We start from the raw sequence: 22,545 nt of genomic DNA, 5'->3' as shown, positions 1-22,545 counted from the left end.
CCCGGCGCCGCGCGGACCCGCTCCGCACGGCGCCGGGCCGCGGTCTCAGCGGACGGGGAACGCCACGTCGCACACCGGGTCGTCGGGGCCCGCCGCGTCCCAGTCGGCGAAGTAGATCTCACGGCACGGACCGTCGTACGACAGCCCCTCCCGCGCGATCCACGCCTCCACCGCCTCGTAGGCGGCCATCAGCTGCGGGTAGGCCACCTGCGCCTTGGTGACGCGGGTGAAGGCCAGCCGCCGGGCGGGCTCGACCCGGACCTCGGTCCCGTGCGCCCGGCCCTGCGCCGCCGCCCAGGCCCGTGCCGCCGCCTCGTCGGCGACCGGCACACAGGACTCCGCGGGCCCGTCGCTCTCCGTCGACACCTCGGAGTGGTACACGACGAACGGCGCGCCCGCCACGCCCCCGCACGCCGCGGCACCCTCCTCCAGCCGGCCCAGCGACGCCGGGATCCAGGTGGGCAGTTCCCTCTCCAGCACATGCCGGGACTCGGTGAGCACCGCCTGCGCGGGCACCTCGACCGTCTCGACCGTGAACTTCTCCTGCATCTCGGAGCTCCTCCCCGAAAGCCGTCCACGGAGGTACTCGGCCAGCGTCCGCTGCGCCGCGAGACGCGCCTCCACGTCCGCCCAGTACGCGGCGAGCAGCTCGGCGCCCCGGTCGCCGTCCGCGTCGGCCACCTCGGCGATCCGGGCGAGCGGCATGTCCAGCTGCCGCAGCAGCGCCACCGTCCTGGCCCGCTCGACCTGGGCGGCCCGGTAGTAGCGGTAGCCCGTCACGGCGTCGACATGGGCCGGGGCGAGCAGCCCCAACCGGTCGTACAGCCGCAGTGCCTTGACCGACAGCCGGGTGCGCGCGGCGAACGCGCCGATGGTCAGCAGATCGTCGTCCATACCGGCGAGCCTCGTCCTCCGTCACCGGGCGGCCTGTTCCGCCCGGCGACCAGGACGCTCCGCCCTGCCCCAGGGGCAAGGTCAAGGGGGCGTCAGCCCAGGGCCTTCTCCACCGCCGCGACCAGCTCCGCCGCCTCCGGCTCGGTCTGCGGCGAGAACCGGGCGACGACTTCGCCGTCCCGCCCGATCAGGAACTTCTCGAAGTTCCAGCGGATGTCCCCGCTGTGCCCCTCCGCGTCCGCGAAGCCGACCAGCCGCTCGTACAGCGGGTGCCGGCCCTCCCCGTTCACCTCGACCTTCTCGGTCATCGGGAACGTCACCCCGTAGGTCGCCGAGCAGAACTCCGCGATCTCCTCCGCCGACCCCGGCTCCTGCCCGAGGAACTGGTTGCACGGCACCCCGAGCACCGTGAACCCCTGCCCGGCGTACCGCTCGTGCAGCTTCTCCAGCCCGGAGTACTGCGGGGTGAGCCCGCACCTGGAGGCCACGTTGACGACGAGGACGACCTTGCCGAGGTAGGAGGAGAGGTCCGCGGACCCACCGGTGAGGGCGTCTATCTCGACGCCGAGGGGAGAGGTGCCGTTGAGGGAAGAAGTCATGACCCGGATGCTACGCCGGGAGGAGAGACGCCCCTCAGGGGGCGTCAGCCCACCCAGCGGCCTCCCGCCGGGCTCACCCCGCGGCTCCCTGCCGGGCTCACCCCACGGCTCCCTGCCGGGCGTATCCCGCGGTTCCCTGCCGGGCGTATCCCGCGGTTCCCTGCCGGGCGTATCCCGCGGTTCCCTGCCGGGCGTATCCCGCGGTTCCCTGCCGGGCGTATCCCGCGGTTCCCTGCCGGGCGTATCCCGCGGTTCCCTGCCGGGCGTATCCCGCGGTTCCCTGCCGGGCGTATCCCGCGGTTCCCTGCCGGGCGTATCCCGCGGCCTCCCTGCCGGGCTCACCCCGCGGCTCCTTGCCGGACTCACCCGCGGCCTCCCTGCCGGGCTCACCCCGCGGCTCCCTGCCGGACTCACCCGCGGCCTCCCGCCGGGCTCACCCGCGGCTCCCTGCCGGGCTCACCCCGCGGCCTCCCACCGGGCCCACCCGCGGCCTCCCGCCGCGCCCACCCCGCGGCACCCCCGCAGGCACGCCCCCCGCACGCGCCCCGCGCACAGCCCTCACCACCCCCGAGCGGTCCCGGCCTCCGCCAGCGCATCGCCCGCCGCCGTGCGCGAGTACAGGACCGCCCGGCCCGCCCGCCTGCGCTCCACCAGCCCCGCGTCCAGCAGCACCCGCAGATGCCGCCCCACGGATCCGAGCCCCTGCCCCGTCACAGCGACCAGCGCACTCGTGCTCAGGGGCGAGGCCAGTAACAGCAGCACAGCCGCCCGCGACGGCCCCAGCAGCCGCCCCAGCCCGGCGGGCACGGCGCCCGTGCCGGAACCGGCGAGGACCCCGACGGCCGGGTAGACCACCGCGTACCGCTCCCGCTCCTCCCACGACACCCACCCCGCCCGCGCGGTCACCGGCACGAAGACCAGCTCCGCACCGGAGATCTCCCGCGGCGGATACTCCTGCGCGTTGACCTGGAGCCGGCTGTCCCCGAGCCACCGTGTCCCCGGCCGCAGCGCGTCCAGTACCGCGGCCCAGCCGCCCCGGCTGACCTGGGCGAGCCGGGCGACGACATCGGCCTCCAGGACGCGCCGGCGCCGCTCCCAGTCGGGACGTACGGCCTCGGTCCACACGTACTGGAGCAGCGTGGCGGCCCGTTCGGGCAGGTCGTCCCGCTCCAGCGCGGCCGGCAGCGGCCCGGCGAGGGAGACGCGCAGATGGGCGCGGGCGTCCTCGGGGCGGGCCGCGGCCACGCGCGCGACCTCCGTCCCGAAGGGCTCGCCGCCCCTCGGGGCGGGCGTGAGGAAGTCGGCGATCCATTCCCGGCCGAGCCCGCAGCGCACCAGCAGCGCGGTGACCGGGTCGGCCGCGAGACGCGCGCGGTAGCCCGGCAGATGGCGGCGCAGCCACTCCCGCTCGCCCGGATGCGCGGGCACCCCCGCGTGCAGCAGCTTCAGACTCGCGAAGGTCTCGGCGAGCGGCGAGAGCACGAACCGGCTCCCGGCGAGCGTGTCCGCGTCGACCTGCCACCAGCCCATGACCGCCACCCCGCCGCCCACGACGTTTCGCACGACCGCGAAACAATAACCACCGCCCCCGGGCCCCTCCGAGACTCCCGGTCATGCGCCGTTACCGAGAGCTGTTCCGCACACCGGAGTTCACCCCCTTCTTCCTGGCCTCCGCCGCCCACACCGCGGCCCAGACGATCGGCTCCCTGGCGCTCGGCACCCTCGTGTACCGGGCCACCGGCTCACCGCTGCTGTCGGCGGTGAGCATGTTCGGCCAGCAGCTGGCGCAGGTGCTCGGCGCGACCGTGCTGCTGTCGGGCGCGGACCGGCTGCCGCCGAGGAGGGCGCTGACCGGCATCGGTCTGGCCTTCGCGGCCGGGACGGCGGTGCTCGCGCTGCCCGGACTGCCGCTCGCGGCGGTCTTCGCGGTCGTGGCCGTGCAGGGCCTGGTGGCGTCGGTGGGCGGGGGAGTGCGCTGGGGGCTGCTGAACGAGATCCTCACCAAGGACGGCTATCTGCTGGGGCGTTCGGTGTTCAACATGCTCGGCGGACTGACGCAGATCGCCGGTTACGCGACCGGCGGCGCCCTGCTGGCGGTGCTGTCGCCGCGCGCCTGTCTGCTGCTCGCCGCGCTGCTCCACGCCGTGTCGGGAGTCGGCGTCCGGATCGGTCTCACCGCCCGTCCGCCGCGGTCCGCGGGCCGCATGTCGGCGCGGGCGACCTGGCGGACGAACGCGCTGCTGTGGTCCTCGCGCCCGCGCCGCCTGGTCTATCTGGGGCTGTGGCTGCCCAACGGCCTGGTCGTCGGCTGCGAGTCGCTGTTCGTCTCCTACGCGCCGGACGCGGCCGGAGCGCTGTTCGCGTCCGCGGCGCTGGGCATGTTCGCCGGCGATGTGGCGGTGGGCCGGCTGGTGCCGTCGGCGGTACGGGCCCGGCTCGCCACGCCGCTGCTGCTGTTGCTGGCCGTGCCGTATCTGGTGTTCGTGCTGCGGCCGGGGGTGCCGTGGGCGGCGTTCGCCGCGGGCGTCGCCTCGGCCGGGTTCGGCGCGAGTCTGATCCAGCAGGAGCGGCTGATGTCCCTCACCCCGGACCGGCTGGCGGGCCATGCCCTCGGGTTGCACTCGGCCGGGATGCTCGCGGCGCAGGGCGTCGCCGCGGCTCTGGCGGGCGCCGTGGCGCAACTGACCTCACCCGGCACGGCGATGGCGGTGACGGCGGCCGCGTCGGCGGCGGTCACGCTGGCGCTGTTCCGTCTCGGCCGTATCTCCGGACACCCCATTGAAGTTCGCACTACGAACGAATATGGTTCGTAGTGCGAACTGATGCCCGCGCATCCGTCCGTGCCGGCATCCATCCACTGGGGGAGCTGAACCGTCATGGCATCCACGCCTTCCGCCACATCCGCCCGCCGCACCGTCGTCGTCATCGGCGGCGGCTACGGCGGCGCCACCGCCGCCAAGGCCCTCGACGCCGAGGCCGACGTCGTCCTGATCGAGCCCAAGGACGCCTTCGAGCACGCGGCCGCCTCCCTGCGGGCCCTGGTCAGGCCCGACTGGGCGCACAACGTCTTCTACTCCTACGACCGGCTGCTGGAGCGCGGCCGGGTGGTGCGCCAGCGCGTCACCTCGGTGGACCCGCAGGGCGTGACCCTGGCCGACGGCACCCGGATCGACGCCGACTACCTGGTGCTGGCCACCGGTTCGCGCTACCCCTTCCCCGCCAAGGCCGACAGCGACGACACGGCCGAGGCACTGGGGCGGCTGCGCGAGACCCATGAGGAACTGGCCGGCGCCGAGCGGGTCCTGATCAGCGGTGCCGGACCGGTCGGCCTGGAGCTCGCCGGAGAGATCAAGCACGTCTGGCCGGACAAGCGGGTGACGGTCCTCGACCCCGCGCCCGCGCTGCTGCCCGGCTTCGAGCAGAGCCTGCGCGAGGATCTGCACCGCCAGCTGGCCGAGGCCGGCGTCGAGCTGCGGCTGGGCACCGGTCTGGCCGAGGAGTGGCCGGTGGAGGCCGGCCGCGCCAAGACCCTCACCGTCGCCACCACCGACGGCGGCGAGATCACCGCCGACATCTGGTTCCGGGCCCACGGCGTGCGCACGAACGGCGACTACCTGGCCGACGGCGCCCTGACCACCCGTACCGGCAAGGGGCAGGTCCAGGTCACGGAGACCCTCGCCGTGCGGGGCTACGAGCACGTCTACGCGATCGGCGACATCACCGACGTGGCCGAGGCCAAGATGGCCGGTTACGCCATGCAGCACGCGCGGGTGGCGGCCGCGAACATCTCCGCCCAGCTGCGCGGTGAGCGGCCCGAGGCCACGTACACGCCCTCACCCGTGCCGTCCGTGCTGCTGCCGCTGGGGCCCGAGGGCGGGGTCGGGCAGTTCCCGTCCGAGGAGGACCCGGCCACCGCGGCCGTGGTCCCGGCGCAGGTGGTGGCGCAGTACAAGGGGGCCGACCTGTTCACCGGCATGTACCGCGACATGTTCGGCACGGCGGCGGACTAGGAGTCGAGGAACACCTCGGGCACCTTGTTGTCCTCCACCACGCGGGCCAGGAGCGCGGCCAGCCGGTCGCGCTCCTGCGCGTTCAGCGTGGAGGGCAGCTCGTCGATGCGCCGGCAGGTCTCCTCGTAGAACTCCTCCGCCAGCCGGGCGCCGTCCTCGGTCAGCGCCACCCGCACCGCCCGCCCGTCGCGCGGATCCGCCTCCCGGCGCACCAGCCCGCGCTGTGCCGTGCGGTCCACCAGCCCGGTCAGGCTCGACTTCGCCAGGCCCAGCATCTCGCCGAGCTCGCGCATCCCGTACGGCTGGGGCATCAGCACGCAGAGCAGCTTGCCCTGCTGCGGGGTCAGCCCGTACGCGTGGCTCGCATCGGCGTACACGGCGTTCACCAGGTAAGAGGACCGCACCAACGCGGTCACCACGCTCATCCGCTCGCCATCGGCCTTTGCCATACAGGAAGGTTAACGGCGACCGGCCCGCGCCACGGCGGCCCCCGGCCAACCGCCGACCGGGACGGACACCGGGGGGCGGAAACAAGATCCCAACCTCCGCTGTTGAGGCGGAACATGACGACGACATCGCAGTGGGTGGCAGGTTTCCGTTCCGCTCTGGTCAGCCCGTACGAGGACTACCGGCTCTTCCCCTCCCGGAGCTTCGCCGGGCAGACCGTGCGCCAGATCGTGCGGCTCGACGGCGGCGGGGAGGCCGTGCGCATACGGCTGAGCAACAGATTCGGCAGACGGCCGCTGACCGTCGGCGCCGCCCGCTGGGCCCGCCGGACCGAGGGCCACCGCGTCGACCCCGCCACCTCGGTCGCGCTCACCTTCGACGGCCGGACCGAGCGGGTGCTGGCGCCGGGCGAGGAGGCGGTGAGCGACCCGGTGCCGGGTGCGGTGACGGCGGGGGAGCAGTTCGCGCTCAGCCTGCATCTGCCCTACGACACGGGGCTCGCCACCTTCTCCGTGGTCGCCTCCGAGACCGGGTACGCGGTCGCCGGTGACGCCACGGCGGACGCCGCCCTGGAGGGCGCCGAAACGCTGGAGCTGTCCCGGTACTTCGTCTCCGGCGTCGACGTCCTCGCCCCCGAGGGCACCGCGATCGCCGTGGCGTTCGGCGACTCCTGGATGGAGGGCGCGGGCACCACGCCCGGCGCCAACGCCCGCTTCCCCGACCAGCTCAACCGCCGTCTGGGGCGCGGCTGGGTGGTCAACCAGGGCATCTCCGGCAACCGGCTGCTCACCGACGAGGTCGGCGAGGCGGGCCTCACCCGCGTCCGGCGGGACGTCCTCGACGTCCCCGGCGTCACCCATGTCCTGCTCAACTTCGGCCTCAACGACCTCGGCAGCCCCGGCGCCATCGACCCCGCCCGCCCCGCCCCGCGACCCACCGCCGGGGAGCTGATCGACGGCTACACCGAACTGGCCCGCATCCTCCACGAGGCCGGCCTCACCGTCATCGCCCACACCATCGGCCCCTACGCCGGGACCGTCTACGAGGGCTACGACTCCGAGGAGGGCCGCGCGGTCCGCCGCAAGGTCAACGACTGGATCCGTACCACCGACGTGTTCGACGCCGTCACCGACGTGGCCGCCGCCGTCCAGGACCCGGCCGACCCCGAGCGGATCCTGCCCGCCTACGACAGCGGGGACCATCTGCACCTGAGCGACGCGGGCACGCTGGCGATGGCCGAGGCGGTGGACCTCGCGCGGCTGAGGCTCTGACGGACACGGGAGGCGTCCGGGCCGGCCCCTCCGAGGGGCGCCCGGCCGTCAGCTCTCGGCGAAGGGCGTCACACGCACCCCGGTGTCGCAGATGCGTACCTGTGCCTTCTTGCCGTCGGCCGTGGTGAACGCGGGGCGCAGCGGCCGGGACTCGCCGGGCGGGACGACGTCCAGGGCGGTGACCGGCGCGCACTCGCCGAGGCTGGTGAAGGTGAGCTCGGCGGTGGCGGAGGCGCCGGGGGCGAGGGTCAGCTTCGGGGCGTCGGCGGGGGAGCCGGTCCAGTCGACCGGGAGCTCGGTGGGGCCGCTCTCCCCGAGGAAGAGGAGGGAGGGGAAGCCGCGGACCGTGCAGGAGGCGTCGCCCGTGTTGGTGAGCACGACCGAGGCGCGGCCCTGGCCGGTGCCGCGGACCACGGCCGTCAGGCTCTGCGTGCGGCAGCGGTCGGCGGCGGGGGCGGGGAGCCGGTCGGCGCCGTAGAGGACGCCGGGGGGAGCGGAGGAGGGGCGGGGACCGTCCGTGGCCGGTACCTCGCCCGCCGCGGCGCCCGGGGAGCGGCCGGGGATGCCGTCAGCCGCGGGCCGGGACCCGCCCTCGGCCGTCGCCCGTGCGGAGCCCGGAGCCACCGCGGACCCCGACGGCACCGGGGACCCGGCGGTCGGCCCGTGCGCCCGGCCGTCGCTCGTGTCGTCCGAGGACGACGAGCAGCCCGCCGCCCCCGCCAGGAGCAGGGCCGCGGACACGGCGATCAACGGTCGGTGCATAAATACGAGGGTATGAGAAGATCCCGCCGATCAGTGCATCGGCGCCGCCGAGGGCACCGCCTCTCCGAAAGGCACGCACGTCTGTGAACGCGAGCGACGGCAACCGCGGCCTGCGCCGCAGACGCCTCCTGGGCGCGGGAGCGGTCACCCTGGGCGCGGCCGGGGCGGCGGCCGCCGGGCAGCTCCTGCCGGCCTCGGCCTCTGCCGGCGGCCCCGCGGCCTCGCCGGGGCCCGGTGTCACGGTGAGCGGCACGGTGTTCAAGCTGGGCGTCGCCTCCGGCGACCCGCTGCCCACCGCGATCCTCCTGTGGACCCGGCTGACCCCCGCCCAGCAGGGCACCTCCGGCATCCTGCCGCCGACGGTCCCCGTGACCTGGGAACTGGCCGCGGACAGCGGCTTTGCGAAGATCGTCAGGAGCGGTACGGCGACCGCGAGCAGCGCCCTCGGCCACAGCGTCCACGTCGACGTCACCGGCCTGACCCCGGCCACCGACTACTGGTACCGGTTCAAGGCCCTCGGCCGCACCTCCCGCACCGGCCGCACCCGCACCGCCCCCGCCGCCGGCACCACCCCCGAGCGGCTGCGGATCGCCCTCGCCTCCTGCCAGAACTGGCAGCACGGCTACTTCACCGCGTACCGGGACATGCGCGAGCAGCTGCCGGACCTGGTGCTGTTCGTCGGCGACTACATCTACGAGAGCTCCGCCTACTCCTCCCGCGTCCGCCGCCACGAGGGCACCGGAGCACCCGTCACCCTCGCCCAGTACCGGGCCCGCCACGAGCAGTACGCCACCGACCCCGACCTCCAGGCGATGCGCGCCACCGCCCCCCTCGTGGCCGTGTTCGACGACCACGAGGTGGAGAACGACTGGGCCGGCGACAAGGCCGGCGACCCGGTCGCCTGGCCCCCGGACAAGTTCCTGGCCCGCAGGGCGGCGGCCTTCCAGGCGTTCTACGAGCACATGCCGATCCGCACCGCCCAGAAGCCCACCGGCCCGGACGCCCATATGTACCGCGCCCTCGACTTCGGCGCCCTGGCCCGCCTCCACGTCCTCGACACCCGCCAATACCGCGACGACCAGGCGGCCACCGCGGCGGGCGCCCTGGAGAGCGGCCGCGTCATCATGGGCGACACCCAGCGCACCTGGCTGCTGGACAGCATGAAGCAGTCCGGCGCGCGCTGGAACCTCGTCGCCTCCCAGGTGATGATGGCCGAGACCGACTTCCTGGCCGGCGAGGGCAAGGCGTGGTCCTACGACGCCTGGGACGGCTACCAGAAGGAACGCGCCGCCCTGCTCGCCGAGTTCCGCACCCTGCGCAACCCCGTGGTCCTCTCCGGCGACCGGCACCGCACCATCGTCAGCGACCTCAAGCTGGACTACGCCGACCCGGCCTCGGCGGTCGTGGGGGCGGAGTTCGTCGGTACGTCCATCTCCAGCGGCGGCGACGAGGACCTCCAGGCGTTCGCCGCCGAGTGGGCGCCGAAACTGGCCGACAACCCGCACTGGAAGATGATCGACGCCCGCCGCGGCTATCTCCTCCTCGACATCACGCCGAGCGGCATCGACGCGCGGCTGCGCACGGTCTCCACGGTGGTGACCCGGAGCGGCACGACGACCACGGCGGCGACGTTCCGCGTGGACGACGGCGTGCCCGGCGTGCGGCAGGTCGGGGTGAGCGCATGAGCCGCGGAGGGACGGTGCCGGGAACCCGCCGGCGGGGCCTGCTGCGGGCGTCCGTGCTGGCCGCGGCCTCGGCACTGCTCGCCTCGGGCGCCTTCGTGGCGCTGCCGGGGGACGCGGAGGCGGTCACCCCCGCACGGGCCGACTTCGACGGGGACGGCACCTCCGACCTCGTCCACCGCAATGTGGCGGGCCAGTTGCACATCGACACCGGCGTGACCGAGACGATGGTCCTCGACACGGACGTGTCCAGGGTCAAGGACGTCCTGACCCCCGGCGACCTGGACTCCGACGGCGTCCAGGACGTGCTGACCCTCAGCGCCTCCGGCGTCCTGCGCCTGCACCCCGGCGTCCACGCCCGCGTGCCGGGCGGCCTCGGCTCGTACCGCACGGTGGCCACGGGCTGGCAGATCTACAACAAGGTCGCCGCACCGGGCGACCTCGACCGCGACGGCAGGGCCGACCTGCTGGCCCGCACCCCGTCCGGGACGCTCTACCTCTACGCCGGCGACGGCAAGGGAGCCTTCGCCGGCCGGGTGCGGATCGGCACCGGCTGGCAGCAGTTCGACCAGCTGATCGGCGCCGGAGACCTCGACGGCGACGGCAACGGGGACGTGCTCGCCCGCACCCCGGCCGGTGTGCTCTACCGCTATCCGGGCAAGGGCGGCGGCTCGCTGGGCGGCCGGGTGGCGGTGCCGGGGGCGGACTGGGCCTCGTACAACCAGATCATCGGCGGCGGGGACTGGGACGGCAACGGCACCACCGACCTGCTGGCCAGGGACTTCACCGGCGCCCTGTGGCTGCGCCCCGGCGACGGCAGGGGCTCCTTCGGCACCCGCTCCGCGCGCGGCACCGGCTGGGGCAAGGTCACGCAGTTCGCGGGCGCGGGCAACAACCCGCACTTCGGCAAGTACGGGATCATGGCCCGTACGTCGTCCGGCTCGCTCTACACCTACGAGGTGACGGGCACCGGCACGCTGACCAGCAGGCTCGCCGTCGGCTCGGCGGCCTGGCCCCCGTCCACCACCCGCCTCGCCCACGCCTCGGCGCTGCGCGACAACGGCCTGTCGGACCTCGTGGTCCACTCGGTGAGCACGGGCCGCCTGACGAACCCCGCGTACTACGCGCTGACGGACCCCGAGATCGCCGGCGGCTCCCCGTCGTACCGCCGCATCCTGGGTCCCGGCGACCTGACCGGCGACGGCAAGGGCGACCTGCTGTCCGTGACCTCGACCGGCACGGTCTACCTGAACGCGGGCACGGGTTCCGGCATGTCGGTCGTCCCCCGCGTCCAAGTGGCCACCGGCTGGGGTGCCTACAACGCCCTCGTCGCGGGCGGCGACTTCACCGGCGACGGCCGCCCCGACATCCTCGCCCGCGACACGGCCGGCGTCCTGTGGCGCCTGACCGGCACCGGCTCGGCGTCCGCCCCGTTCGCCGCCCGCGTCAAGCTGGGCACCGGCTGGCAGCAGTACGCCAAGCTCTTCTCCCCGGGCGACGCCGACGGCGACGGCAAGGCGGACCTGATGACCACCACCTCCACGGGCGCCCTCCACCTCCACGCCGGCACAGGCACCGGCACCCTCAAACCCCGCGTCACCAAGGCCCCGACCGGCTGGTCCTCCTGGACCGACCTCCTGTGACGCCTGCGGTCAGGAGCCGAAGTAGGTGGTTCCCGCGGCCACGAGCAGGCCGATGAGCAGCGTCGTGACGGCCGGTGCGTAGGTGGTGGCGGGGCGGGTGGCGGTGGTGTCCCTGAGGTGGTTCCTGATGAGTCCGCGGCAGGCCATGCCGAACATGACCGGGATCATCAGGGTCTTCAGTTCGTCGAGGTCCGCGTGAGGGTGGCGTCCCGTCGCGAGGGCGCCGATCAGGACGCCGGCCAGGGCGGCGAGGGCGACGGGGAGGGGGAGTTCGAGGCGGAGCAGCCGGCGCCGGGCCGGGTCGCGGCGGGCGCGGAATCTGGTGACGCCGTACGCGGCCAGGGTGAGTGTCGCGAGGGCGAGGGAGATGACGGCGGCGGCTTGCCAGAAGGCGACGGGCATGGGGGGTCCTGGGGGTGTGGGGTGGGGGTGCCGCTCCGGGAGGACTCGGGCGAGCCCTCCCGGAGCGACGGATTTCACGGTGCTACAGGAGTGCTCCGCAGTCCTCTTGGACGGAGGAGATACCCATGAAGCTGGCTATGGCTCCACCGATCAGGCCGGCGACGCGCTTCCAGTTGCGCCGGGGCTTGTTCCTCAGGGACTTCAGGATCCGGTAGGTCCGCTTGAGACCGGCCTTGCGGATCACCTTGACGGCCTTCCTGATCTTCAGTGCCCATCCCGCCGCGGTGAATCCGATGACGACATCGAAGATCGCGTACGCGCACTTCCAGATCTGCCAGACCGTGTTGTTCGACCACCACCACTTGCCGTTGAGGTCGTACATGGTGATCGGGTCGACCGGGTAGCCGTAGGCGTTCGCGCCGCCGCCCGCCACGGGGTCCAGCTGCAGGAAGCGTCCCGTGGACGAGTCGTACAGCCGGGCGCCCATCAGTGTGAGCCCGGACAGCGTCTCACCCGAGCGCTGTTCCGCACCGAGCCACCCGTACCGTGCCGGGACACTGCTGGCCCGTACGTTGCCGTACTCGTCGGTGTCCTGCACGACGGGCGCCTTGCTGGTGTCGAGCGGAAGCTGGACCGCCACGTCGCCGTGGATGTCACTGAGCTGGAGCACAGTGCCACTGGTCTTGCCCGTGGTGGCCGCGAGGCTGCCGCCCAGCGACTGCACGTATCGCGTCACCGCTCCGGTGCCGGCGTCCTCCAGCGTCCAGCTCGGCTTGTCACAGCCGCAGTCGTAGTGGTTGACCTTCGACTGGGTCTGCGTCCACGTGCCGCCGCTGTTCGTCTCGACCGTCCAGGAGCGGATGCGCTGGGAGGCGTCGACCTTCCAGGTCTGCCGCTGGCTGCCGGCCGTCTCCCGGTAGATCCGGTCGTTGTTGTAGTACTCGAGACTCACCCCGCCCGGCTGGGCGGTGGTGCGGCCGAACGCGTCGTACGCGTAGCCGGTGCCGACCTGCCGGTCGGCGCTGTCGTACGTGTACCCGGTGGTGCTGCCTCCCGTGGTCGGGCAGTCCATGCCCGGGGAGCCGGTCGCCGACGTGCGGGACGTCCGGTTGGACCGCTTGTCGAAGACGTACGTGCGCTTGGTGCACACGGTCTCCGCGGTGTCCTCGACCGACGTCAGCCGGCCGACGGCGTCGTAGCGGTAGACCTGGTCGGAGATCTGCGCGTCCGAGGTCACCTGGCCGTGGATGGACCGGGTGGTGGTGTCCGACTGCACGATCACGTTGTCGCTGGTGCGCGTGTACGTGCGGTCGATCGGCGTGCCGGCCGGGTCGATGGACTGCTCCAGCGTGTAGCCGCCCGGCAGCGTCTCGCTCACGACGGCACCGTCGGCGTCGTAGGACGCGGTGAACGTGCCGGCGACGGAGTCGACCTGCTTGGTGACCAGACCCCGCGGCTCCGCCGTGTGGTCGTAGCTGTACGTCACCGTGGACGGGACGTTGTTGCTGCTCTTGACCGGCCTGCCGAGCAGGTCGTACTCCGTGGTCGTCACACCGCCGTCGGCATCCGTGTACGAGATGGGACGGCCGAGCTTGTCGAACACGGTGGTGAGAGTCCCGCCCGTGGGCGAGACGGTCTTGATCTCACGGCCGGTCTGAGCGTCGTACTCGGCGGTGGTCTCGGGGGCGGTCTGACCGACCCCGCCCGTGATCTTCACCGAGGTGACCCGGCCCGCGGCATCGCTGCCGACCGTGGTGACACGGGTCGAGCCGTTGGCCGTCTCCGTGGTCCTGGCCGCCAGACCCCACCAGTTGTACTCGATCGTCTTGGCCGGCAGCTGGGACGGGTTGGTGCCGCCGCCGGTGATCGCTCCCGCCGGACCGGTGGAGCAGACCAGGTCGGCCCACTCGGGACGGCCCGCACACGGACCCGTGCCGGACGCCGACCAGTACGTGGTCACCCGGGTGGTGGCGTCGGTGCCGCTCCCACCGGGCTGGATGACCTTGGTCTCCCGGCCCTGGGCGTCGTACTCGGTGGTCTCGGTGAGCGCCAGCCCCGCCGGGTCCTCGATCTTCTGGGTCGGAAGGCCCTTCGCCCAGTCGTAGACCGTCTGGACGACGCGCGTCTCCCCGTGCACACCCGGGTGCTCGCGGACTTCCGCTCCGGTCGTGACCTTGGTGATCTGGTCCTTGATCACGGCACTGCCGTCGGTCGGACGTCCCTGGTCGTACGCGTTGACGGTCCAGGAGCGCGCGGTGACCGAGGTGCCCGCGGCGACGAGCGTGGTGGTGCCCGACATCAGATCCGCCGTCAGGTCGATCCGCCTGAGGGGACCGAACTCCTCCAGCTCCCGCGTGCCCTTGGCGTCGAACACCGTCCGCGTGGACAGCAGCTCCGCCCGCTCCGCGGTGGGCAGGCCCCCGATGCCGAGGTCGTTGCGGGCGGCGATGTGCGCGGCCGAGGTGCCGATCGCCAGCGCGCGGTTGCCGGCGGTCAGTTCACGGACCGTGTTGCCGAACCGGTCGTGCTCGGTGGTGGTGATGTGCCCGCCGGGAACCGCCTTGTTGACGGTGCGGCCGGACGTGTCCAGGTAGTGGACCGTGGCCCGCCGGTAGTCACCCGCGGTGAGCGACGCACCGGCGTGGGACGCGGGGACCGAGTCGGCCGGGAAGACCGCGGTCGCGTCGGCGGGGCCGTCCGTCTGACCCCACGCCCTCACATCGGCGGCGCCCATCTGGTACGGGGCAGCGGTACCGCTGAGGGGTACGTCGTACACGACCGAGGTGACGGCCTCGCCCGAGACGGTCGAGGCGGTTCCCTGCTGCAGCGCGGGCCGCGACACCTTCAGCAGCATGCCCTCACCGGCGGCACTGCTCGAACCGGCCTTGCCGTAGGTGAAGGTCCACGGCAGCTCACCGGGCGGCGTCACCTTCGTGACCCGTCCGGCGGTGTCGTAGTCGTACTCGGTCTTCAGGGCCGGCGAGATCTGGGTGTCCCAGGTCTGCCGCAGGCGCCCGGAGGCGTCGTAGGCGTAGCTCTGCACCGTCTTCGGGGTGGCCGAGGCGGCGCCGGTGTCGGTCGACCACAGGCGGATCTCCTTCACCTGCCCCGCGAAGTCACCGAAGACGCTGTCGGTGGCGGTGGTCGACGTGGCGTACACGTACTCCAGCACCCGGCAGCCCTTGGTGGAGGGAGCCGCCTTGCAGGCCGCGACCGTGGTGGCCGAGGTCGGCGCGTAGACCTTCTCGGGCCGGGCGAGTTCCTTGCCGTTCACGGTGACGGTCGTGGACTCGACGCTGGTGGTCGACTCCGTCTGACCGTTGTTCCTGCTGCTGCTGACCTGCCAGGTCGTCGCGCCGGCGGGCTTGGTGAACTCCGTGACGGCGCCCTCGGTGTCGGAGAGGGTGAAGGTGCCGCTGGTGCTGCCCTTGAGCGTCAGCGACTCCGAACCCGGCTCGGGGATCCAGCCGGTCCTGTCGGTCGTCGCGGTGAAGTGGATCGCCGTGTCGTCCGAGGTCACCACGTCGACCGCGGTGTCGGAGATCATCCGGACATGGCTGTAGTCGGAGGCGCTGATCTCCGCCGTCGTCCCGCTGACCCACTCCTTGCCGAAGATGGGCACCTGGCCCTCCTGCGTCGCGCTGGGCGTGCGGGAGGAGGCGGAGCGCTCCACGGCGAGACCGAAGTGGGAGACGTCCGTCTCGGACAGGGAGTAGTCGCCGGTCAGCAGGTTCAGCGAGCCGGGGCCCACGGCCTCGGCCGCCGCGTTGTCGGCGTTGCGGTCGACCACGACCGTCAGCGGGTCCGAGCTGCCGGACGCGCCGGCCGGACCGGTGAAGTCGGCCTTGATCTCGACACTGCCGTCGGGATCGACCGTGTCGGTGGCGTTCCAGATGAGCGTCGGGTTCTTGCCGCCGGTCAGCGCGACGGGCCACGCCGTCAGCGCCTGCCCGTCCTTGGTGACGTCACCGGCGGGAATCCTCACCCAGGCATCGGCCTCGGAGCGCCGCCAGGAGAAGGCCACCGCGTCGTACTTGGTGGCGTCGGCCTCGGCGACCAGCGGCAGGCGGCGGGCGGTGCGCTCACCGTCGGCGGGCTGGACGAAACCGCCCGGGCCCGCGTGGAAGTCGTACTCCACGGCCTCGGACTTGTTGTCCGCCTTGTCGACCTGCCGCACCTGCAGGGTGTGGGTGCCGTCCTTGGGCGGGGTGACGGTGATGGCCTTGGCGGCGGTGGAGCCGCCGGTCGCGACCTTGGTCCAGGTCACGCCGTCCAGCGACCACTCCAGCCAGTTGTGGTCCGTGCCGTTGGGGGTGACGTTGAAGACGCCGGGCTGGCCCGCGCCCTTCACCCAGGCGTTCGACGGGTAGTCCGTGGACGTGACGGCGGTCGGCGCGGACGGCGCCGTGGTGTCCACCGTGAACGTCTTCCACGCCGACCAGCCCAGGTTGTAGTGGGTGCCGTCGTAGGGGGAGGTACGGAACTTGTACGTCTTGCCGTTGGTCAGCACACCGGCGGGAACCTTCACCGAGGCGACCTGGCCGGAGGGGACGTACGGGGAGACGAGGACCTCGCCGACCTGCGTGTTGGTGACGTTGTCGTAGATCTGGAAGGTGCCGTTGACCTTGTCACCGTTGGCGTCGACGAAGGTGTCCCGCAGCGTCGGCGTCACCGTGTTCACCACGTAGGCGCCGCTGTAGGAGAAGTACGGCGGGCCGGCCTCCTGCTTGGTGCCGGTGCGCGGCCGGTAGTTGTAGGTCACCGTCAGCTTGGGCGGGTTGGCCGCGGCGTTCGCGGAGTTCACCCGCTTCCACTGCGCCGTGATCGTCTCGCTGCTGGCCCGCAGGCCCATGTGGCCCCTGGTCGCCTTCGCCGAGGCCCACTCCTGCACGAGGGTGGTCACATTGGCGTTGATCCAGCCGTCCGGGGCCGTGGTGCACGCGGTGTTGCCCCTGGTCTCGGTGGAGGTGGCCTTCTTCGCCGTCCACGTCGGCTGCGCGGTCCACCGCGAGGACGTGGAGGCGGCGCCCGTGGACCAGACCTCCCAGGGGTAGGCGACACAGTCGGTGTTGCCGGAGTGGAAGTTCCACAGGGACAGCTTCGCGTCCGTCACCAGCGCGTCCGAGATCGGCGTGGTGTTCCAGGAGATGAACGACCGGGCCGTGCGGTACGTGCCGTCGGCGTTCTTGGTCCCCGGGTTGCCCAGGTCCAGCTCGGTGTCGGCGGACCAGTCGACGGTCTCGCCCTGCTGCACATAGGTGTCGAAGGTGTTCGACAGCGACGAGGTGGAGGGGTCCACCGTCACCGGGTACTTCGTGGCCGGGTCGGCCAGGAACTCCGCGTCCGGGGTGATGACCAGGTCCACGCCACCCTTGGCCCGGACGACCTTCATGGCGACCTTCGCCCGGTTGGTGTGCTCACCGGAGACCTTGTCGACCGAGGCGTCCCACATCACCGGGGCCGGCATGACCGCCTGCCTCTTGGACTTCTTGTCCGTGAACAGCACGCTGCCGTCGGCCTGCTGGCGCACCTTCAGGCCCTTGGTCCTGAGCGGCAGGGTGTACGAGTACGCCCCGGCGGCCGGCTTCCGCTTGATCTCCACGAACTGCTCGAAGCCGGTACGCGTCGCCTCGACCACCACGTCCGCGCCCGGTACGGCGTTCACGTACTCCGCGCGCGTGCCGTCCAGCCGCGGCGCGGGCAGCCCGCCCTTCCACTGCAGCGTGATCTGCTCGTCGCCCTCGCCCAGGGTGACCAGGTCGACCGCCTTGGCCGCCTGCGCCGCCCTGAGCGAGGCCGCCGGCGTACCCGTCCTGCCGGCCAGCTTCAGGCCGCGGGGGTGGGCCAGGGGCGCGACCGCTCCGTCGGAGCGGCTGACCAGGTCCAGGTCCACGGCACGCCAGCCCCCGGCGACCGTGTCGTCCCGGAACCTCACCGGACCGGCGGTCAGCTCGGTCGTGAGCGAACCGTCCTTGTTCGCCCAGGTCGTGGAGGTCTCCGTACGCTCCGACAGGGCCTCGACCCGCTTCCCCGACAGACGTGCGGCGATACGGGCCGACGGGATGTCGGCCGCCTGGGTGACGGCTTGCTTCTTCGGCGCGGCCGGCGCCTGCGGCAGCGGCGTGGCGGCGGCCGCGGCACCGTCGAGCAGGGTGACGGTCAAGGCCAGGACGAGGCTGCCCGCTATGTAGCGGAGACTCCCCCCGGACCACAGTTGCCCGCGCTCCTCGGGCGCGGGTCTGTGAATCGACATGATTCCTCGGTCTCTTCTTCACACATGAGCACTACTTGTGCAGCGCGTGCGTGAACGTACAGGGACCGAAAAGATCATCAACGGTCCAAATAGGGCAAGTCACCGGCCCCGCAGGCCCTTCCGATGAAGATCTACATCGTTTCGTGATGCAAATACGGAATCCCGTGCCTGAGTCGGCCGGCATCGCGCCCCATCCCCCGCCCCGGCTCACGCGGGCGGGCGCGCGGGTGATACCTTCTCGCGGGATGTGGGGTGGGCATGTCGGGGGATGATCTTGCCTATCCGTTTTGCCCCGCGAGGGAGGGGCGGATTGCCCTGAAGTGGCCTCAGGGGCGAGGGCTGGCGACTGCGGCCGCGGTGGGGCCGACGGGGAATGCTTGCGGTGCCTGCGGTGTGGGCGGGCGTCCGAGCGGGCCGGAAGTGGAAGCTTTCCTGATGGCAAATCAGGTCGGGGGCGAGGCGGGGAGAGGCGGGGCGGGGACGGCCAGGGGAAGGTTCGGGAGGCCGAGCGGAAGGCCGCACGAGGCTGCTGAGACGGTGGCTGTCCTGGAGGATGGCGTCACGTGATGAGTGTCTGATCCGTCGCTCTTCGGTCGGCGTGAGAGATGACCGGCCTCGCGAACCGTTCCATCGCCGTCCTGGGAGGGAAAGTGCAGCGCAGACGACTGCTTGCCGTCGCGATCGCCATGGTGGTCGCGTCCGGGTGCGGATCGAACGAGGCGGAGCCACCGGACGACGACGGGCCCCGCCGAGCGGTCGAGTCCTACGTCGACGCCCTCAACTCCCGTGACGCCACCGCCCTGATGCGGGTCGGAGGCGTTCCGGAGGACCAGGCGGCGCAGCGTGAGGCTCGCCGCATCCTCGCGGAGAGGGGCGGTCGCGGTCTGAGGATCGCCGACCTGGAAATCGACCACGACTTCGGTCCGGACGTCGGCTCGGCCGCGCTGACAGCGCGGGACGACCACGGGAAGGACGTGCGGGAGACGGTGACGGTCGCGCGGGAGGACGGCGCCTGGCATGTCGTGGTCTTCACGGACCGGCCCTCCGACAAGTCGCCGTCATCGACGGACGATCCCGCGTAGGAGAGCTCGCCTGTCGGCGCGGACGCCGAGGGCGGAGACGCGCTTGGTCGCGTCCTGGTCGTCGAGTACGACGCTGTAGGCGCGGCCGGCGTGGCTCATCCGGAACTGGTGCGGTGACGCGAAGCGGTCGCGCCGCCCGAGCGCCGGACCGGCAAACGGCACTACCACTTCGTCGCCTCTTGAGCCCGGAGCCTTCCGGTGACCGCCAGGGCCAAGTTCCTCCCGTGGGCGGAACCACAGTCGACTTGTGGGTCACATGGCGTGTGTCCCGGCCACTACGGCTACAGCCCACTGGATGTCGGACCCGTCAGCCTGTATGGAGAGGTTCTGCCGCTCCCCGCGAACGGTGTAGACGCGACCGACGGTCACCGGGGCGCCGCATTTGACCTTGCTCGGATCTTCGTCATGAGGCCCATAGTGGATACTCACGCTGCCCTTTCCCGTGCACCGAGCATGAATGCTGTAGACAGCCTCGGTTGACGTGAACGCCGGCAGGTCTTCGCTGCGACTTCCCTGAGTGACAGGAACGAGGAAGCTGGGCCGCCGGGGGAGGGCGAGAGAGTCCTGGGGACTTTTCCCGGAAGCGGAAGCGGAGGGAACTCGGGTTGCCGGGGACTCGGTGCGGGTGGGGTGGGCACTGCCCTCGGTGTCCTGGTCAGTGCACGCCGATATGAGCAGAAGAAGCAGAAGAACCGGCACGTGCGCGGCTGGGCGCATACGTTTTCTCCTCGGAGAGAGACGTGCGCACCTCAGCTGATCGGGCCAGCCAAGGACGCCGTCCGTGATCAGCGTCGCAACTTCTCGTACCTCGCACAGCTCCCCCACCGCTGCCCGTGTGTGCCCTATGTGTACTGCGTATACGAAGGCCCTCCCGTCTGATGGACGGAAGGGCCTCTGACCAGGTGTTTCTCTGTGCCCCCGGCAGGATTCGAACCTGCGACACCCGCTTTAGGAGAGCGGTGCTCTATCCCCTGAGCTACGAAGGCGTGCTTGTGGCGAATGCGTCGCCGCGGTCAGTGTAGCGGGTGGGCTGGGGGTGGGGGGTGGGGGTTGATCAGGGGGAGGGGTGGGGGTGTGTCGGGGGGCTGGGAGACTGCGGGTGTCGGTGGAGGAGGGGGTGTTCGGTGTGAGGCTGCTGGGTGGGGTGCTGCCGCGGGGGGTCGAGGTCGAGGAGATGTTCCGGGATCCGGCCGACGTGGAGCTGTTTCCCGAGGAGGCCGCGCTCGTCGTCAACGCCGTGGACAAGCGGCGGCGGGAGTTCGGGACCGTGCGGGTGTGTGCGCGGGCGGCGTTGGCGCGGCTCGGGGTGGGGGCGGGGCCGATTCTTCTGGGGCCCAGGCGGGAGCCGTTGTGGCCCGAGGGGGTCGTCGGGAGCATGACGCACTGTGAGGGGTATCGGGCCGCCGCCGTGGCGCGGCGTGGTCATGTCGTGGCGATCGGGGTCGACGCCGAGGAGAACGCCCCGCTGCCGGAGGGGGTCGGGGGTGCCGTGCTGCTGCCCGAGGAGCACGAGGCCGTCCTCGCGCTCGGGCGGCGGCGTCCGGACGTGGCCTGGGACCGGCTGATCTTCAGTGCCAAGGAGAGCGTCTACAAGGCATGGTTCCCGCTGACCGGGAAGTGGCTCGACTTCGAGGAGTGCGTCGTGCTGCCCGATCCCGAGCGCGGCACCTTCACCGGGACGCTGCGGGTCCCCGGGCCCGTCGTTGCGGGGGAGCGGATCGGTCGGTTCGACGGGCGCTGGGCGGTCCGGGGTGAGGCCGGCGGTGGGGGGCATGTGGCCACCGCGGTGCTGGTCACGTCCGGGCGCTGAGTGGTCGCCCGCCGGCGTTGCCTCTCCTGGCCGGGCTGGCTCGCCAGGCCGGTGCCGATCGTCGTCGCCGCCGATGCCGATCATCGTCGTCGCCGCCGGTGCCGTCATCGTCCCTGGTTCACGGCAGCCCGCCCCGTGCCTGCCCCACGGCGGCCCCCCTTCCCGCCCCCCACCCCCACCCCCACCCCCACCCCCTCACCCGCGCGTGACCCGCACCCGATACCCCCCCTCCAGATCCGCCCCCGCCACCGTGATCGTCACCTTGCGGTGGGGGTCCTTGAAGGTTTCGCCGGGGGTGAAGGGGGCGTCGGAGAGTTCGGCGTGGACGTTGGGGCTGCGGGTGCAGCCGCCGCTGTCCCGGCGGGAGTCGTAGACGCGGATGGGGCCCTGGCCGGTGTCGATGTGGGCGGAGACCTTGTAGATGAGGATGCCGGGGCGGCAGACGGCCTCGTCGTTGCCGCCGCGGGTGCGCAGTTCGACGGCGTAGCCGGTGCGGCGGTCGAGGGGGACGAAGAGGAGTTTGGGGCCGCCGGGGCGGGAGAGGGGCGTCAGGTCGTGTTCCGTGACGCCTCGGGCCGCCGCGCAGGAGACCTGGGCCGGGTCCAGCCAGCCCAGCTTCCACTTGTGCCAGCCGAGGAAGTCGTTGTTGGCCCCCCAGTCCTCGCTCATGATGTCCCAGTGGCCGACCGCGCCCCCGCCCTCGGCGGTGTAGAGGTCGGGCAGGCCGAAGACATGGCCGTTCTCGTGCGGGAGCACCCGGTAGCCGGTGCGGTCGTAGGAGCCGGAGCCGTCGTCCTGGCGGGAGTAGACGAAGGAGGCGTTGGACACCGGGACGCCGTCGGCGACGGGGGCGTCGGGGTTGCCGGCGAACGTCACCGACAGGACCGTGTCCAGGGCCGAGGGGCCCGCGTTCGGGGTGACCAGGACGTTCAGGAGGTCGTACGAGCGGAAGTCGACCTTCGTGTCGGCGGCGGCCACGATGTCCTGGACCAGCCGGCGGTAGCCGGGGTCGAAGGGGGCGCCGCGCTCTATGCCGTACTCCGAGAAACGCTTCGGCATGCGCAGCCAGCCCGGGATCGGTGTCTCGGGGCGGTAGTCGAGGCGGCCGTAGCTGGCGGTGCGGAACCACTTCTGGGTCTGCGGGAAGAACTCCCGGTAGCGGTCGAGGGCGGATCCCTCGCCGGGGGCGTCGGCGAAGTCGACCATCAGGGTCAGCGCGCGGACGGTGCCGGTGGACGGGGAGTAGCCGGTGGGGGTGGGGATGCCCTCGGACATCTGGACCTCGGGACCGCCGTTGATCATGCAGGGGCCCAGCGCGGAGGAGCGGGAGAGGGCCGCGGGGCCGGGGCCGGACGCCGTGCCGCTGTGCGTCAGCCGGGCGGTGCCCGCCGATGTGCTGACCGCGAGGGTCAGTGCCGTGACGGACGCGAGGGCGGCCGCCCGGCGCGGGCGTATGCGGCGGCTGATCGGCTGCGGCTGCTGCATGCAGGGGCCCTTCGGTCCAGGCAGCCGCCGGTCACCGGCTGCACCCTTGCGATCACCCTGTGCCGGGTGTCGCGCGAGCGCGCGCTGGAGGAGCCGATCGTGCGACCGGCCCCCGCCGGGATGTGAGGCAGGTCACGTGAAGTCTTCGGGAAGTCGGGAAATAAGCGGGGACCCCTTCCCCGTTTGACCAGACGTACGGCGAAAC

The 22,545-nt window shown here is 72.4% G+C and carries 15 protein-coding genes and 1 tRNA gene; 7 read left to right on the top strand and 9 right to left on the bottom strand.

The genetic code is table 11. The features are described 5' to 3' along the window. Positions 1-45 precede the first annotated feature (45 nt). The 3 genes from ACSU6M_RS14730 to ACSU6M_RS14720 all read right to left on the bottom strand — a co-directional run bounded on the left by ACSU6M_RS14730 (position 46) and on the right by ACSU6M_RS14720 (position 3,023). Positions 46-894, bottom strand: a complete 849-nt coding sequence (locus tag ACSU6M_RS14730; protein ID WP_437070163.1) for a MerR family transcriptional regulator — start codon at positions 892-894, stop codon at positions 46-48. A 92-nt stretch (positions 895-986) separates the two neighbouring features. Beyond that, a complete protein-coding gene (locus ACSU6M_RS14725; protein ID WP_437070162.1) occupies positions 987-1,493 on the bottom strand; it encodes a glutathione peroxidase in 507 nt (168 codons plus the stop codon). Between the two features lie 558 nt (positions 1,494-2,051). Beyond that, complete coding sequence (locus ACSU6M_RS14720) at positions 2,052-3,023, bottom strand: ArsR/SmtB family transcription factor (RefSeq protein WP_437075146.1); 972 nt, start codon at positions 3,021-3,023, stop codon at positions 2,052-2,054. Positions 3,024-3,106: 83 nt separating this feature from the next. Here ACSU6M_RS14720 and ACSU6M_RS14715 point away from each other — a divergent pair, with 83 nt between their 5' ends. Together ACSU6M_RS14715 and ACSU6M_RS14710 are read left to right on the top strand one after the other, a co-directional pair. Further along, positions 3,107-4,306: an MFS transporter gene (locus ACSU6M_RS14715; protein WP_437070161.1), complete on the top strand. Its 1,200-nt coding sequence runs from the start codon at positions 3,107-3,109 to the stop codon at positions 4,304-4,306. Positions 4,307-4,369: 63 nt separating this feature from the next. Further along, entirely contained in the window at positions 4,370-5,503 is a 1,134-nt protein-coding gene (locus ACSU6M_RS14710) for an NAD(P)/FAD-dependent oxidoreductase (protein ID WP_437070160.1), read from the top strand. On the opposite strand, the gene ACSU6M_RS14705 is transcribed toward ACSU6M_RS14710, so the two are convergent. Then, positions 5,500-5,928: a MarR family winged helix-turn-helix transcriptional regulator gene (locus ACSU6M_RS14705; RefSeq protein ID WP_437075144.1), complete on the bottom strand. Its 429-nt coding sequence runs from the start codon at positions 5,926-5,928 to the stop codon at positions 5,500-5,502. The two genes, ACSU6M_RS14710 and ACSU6M_RS14705, sit on opposite strands and share 4 nt — an antisense overlap. A gap of 138 nt (positions 5,929-6,066) precedes the next feature. On the opposite strand from ACSU6M_RS14705, the gene ACSU6M_RS14700 reads away from it, so the two are divergent. Then, on the top strand, positions 6,067-7,221 hold the full coding sequence (locus ACSU6M_RS14700; RefSeq protein ID WP_437070159.1) for an SGNH/GDSL hydrolase family protein: 1,155 nt from the start codon (positions 6,067-6,069) through the stop codon (positions 7,219-7,221). A 48-nt stretch (positions 7,222-7,269) separates the two neighbouring features. Here the strand turns inward: ACSU6M_RS14700 and ACSU6M_RS14695 are convergent, their stop codons facing one another. Next, on the bottom strand, positions 7,270-7,983 hold the full coding sequence (locus ACSU6M_RS14695) for a DUF4232 domain-containing protein (RefSeq protein ID WP_437070158.1): 714 nt from the start codon (positions 7,981-7,983) through the stop codon (positions 7,270-7,272). Between the two features lie 83 nt (positions 7,984-8,066). Between ACSU6M_RS14695 and ACSU6M_RS14690 the strand changes: the two genes are divergently transcribed. Both ACSU6M_RS14690 and ACSU6M_RS14685 read left to right on the top strand, forming a co-directional pair. After that, entirely contained in the window at positions 8,067-9,668 is a 1,602-nt protein-coding gene (locus ACSU6M_RS14690) for an alkaline phosphatase D family protein (RefSeq protein WP_437070157.1), read from the top strand. Beyond that, positions 9,665-11,308, top strand: a complete 1,644-nt coding sequence (locus ACSU6M_RS14685) for an FG-GAP repeat domain-containing protein (protein ID WP_437070156.1) — start codon at positions 9,665-9,667, stop codon at positions 11,306-11,308. Before ACSU6M_RS14690 ends, ACSU6M_RS14685 begins: the two co-directional genes overlap by 4 nt. A gap of 9 nt (positions 11,309-11,317) precedes the next feature. On the opposite strand, the gene ACSU6M_RS14680 is transcribed toward ACSU6M_RS14685, so the two are convergent. Together ACSU6M_RS14680 and ACSU6M_RS14675 are read right to left on the bottom strand one after the other, a co-directional pair. Next, positions 11,318-11,710, bottom strand: coding sequence for a hypothetical protein (locus ACSU6M_RS14680; RefSeq protein WP_437070155.1), 393 nt, complete (start codon positions 11,708-11,710; stop codon positions 11,318-11,320). An 82-nt stretch (positions 11,711-11,792) separates the two neighbouring features. Continuing rightward, positions 11,793-17,873 (bottom strand): DNRLRE domain-containing protein, encoded by a 6,081-nt coding sequence (locus ACSU6M_RS14675; RefSeq protein ID WP_437075142.1) that lies wholly within the window; start codon positions 17,871-17,873, stop codon positions 11,793-11,795. 740 nt (positions 17,874-18,613) lie between these two features. On the opposite strand from ACSU6M_RS14675, the gene ACSU6M_RS14670 reads away from it, so the two are divergent. After that, positions 18,614-19,045: a hypothetical protein gene (locus tag ACSU6M_RS14670; RefSeq protein WP_437070154.1), complete on the top strand. Its 432-nt coding sequence runs from the start codon at positions 18,614-18,616 to the stop codon at positions 19,043-19,045. 913 nt (positions 19,046-19,958) lie between these two features. On the opposite strand, the gene ACSU6M_RS14665 is transcribed toward ACSU6M_RS14670, so the two are convergent. Next, positions 19,959-20,031 (bottom strand) — tRNA-Arg (locus ACSU6M_RS14665). 146 nt (positions 20,032-20,177) lie between these two features. Here ACSU6M_RS14665 and ACSU6M_RS14660 point away from each other — a divergent pair. Then, positions 20,178-20,855, top strand: coding sequence for a 4'-phosphopantetheinyl transferase family protein (locus ACSU6M_RS14660; protein ID WP_437075140.1), 678 nt, complete (start codon positions 20,178-20,180; stop codon positions 20,853-20,855). A gap of 195 nt (positions 20,856-21,050) precedes the next feature. On the opposite strand, the gene ACSU6M_RS14655 is transcribed toward ACSU6M_RS14660, so the two are convergent. Continuing rightward, the gene (locus ACSU6M_RS14655; RefSeq protein WP_437070153.1) at positions 21,051-22,340 is read right to left on the bottom strand and encodes a M6 family metalloprotease domain-containing protein; all 1,290 of its coding nucleotides are present in this window, start codon (positions 22,338-22,340) and stop codon (positions 21,051-21,053) included. Positions 22,341-22,545: the final 205 nt, after the last annotated feature.

The sequence above is a fragment of the Streptomyces sp. enrichment culture genome (assembly GCF_964272895.1).
In the GTDB taxonomy this organism is placed as follows: domain Bacteria; phylum Actinomycetota; class Actinomycetes; order Streptomycetales; family Streptomycetaceae; genus Streptomyces.
The sequence above is the reverse complement of the archived record's forward strand: the minus strand, read 5'-3'. Positions and strand labels throughout refer to the sequence as shown.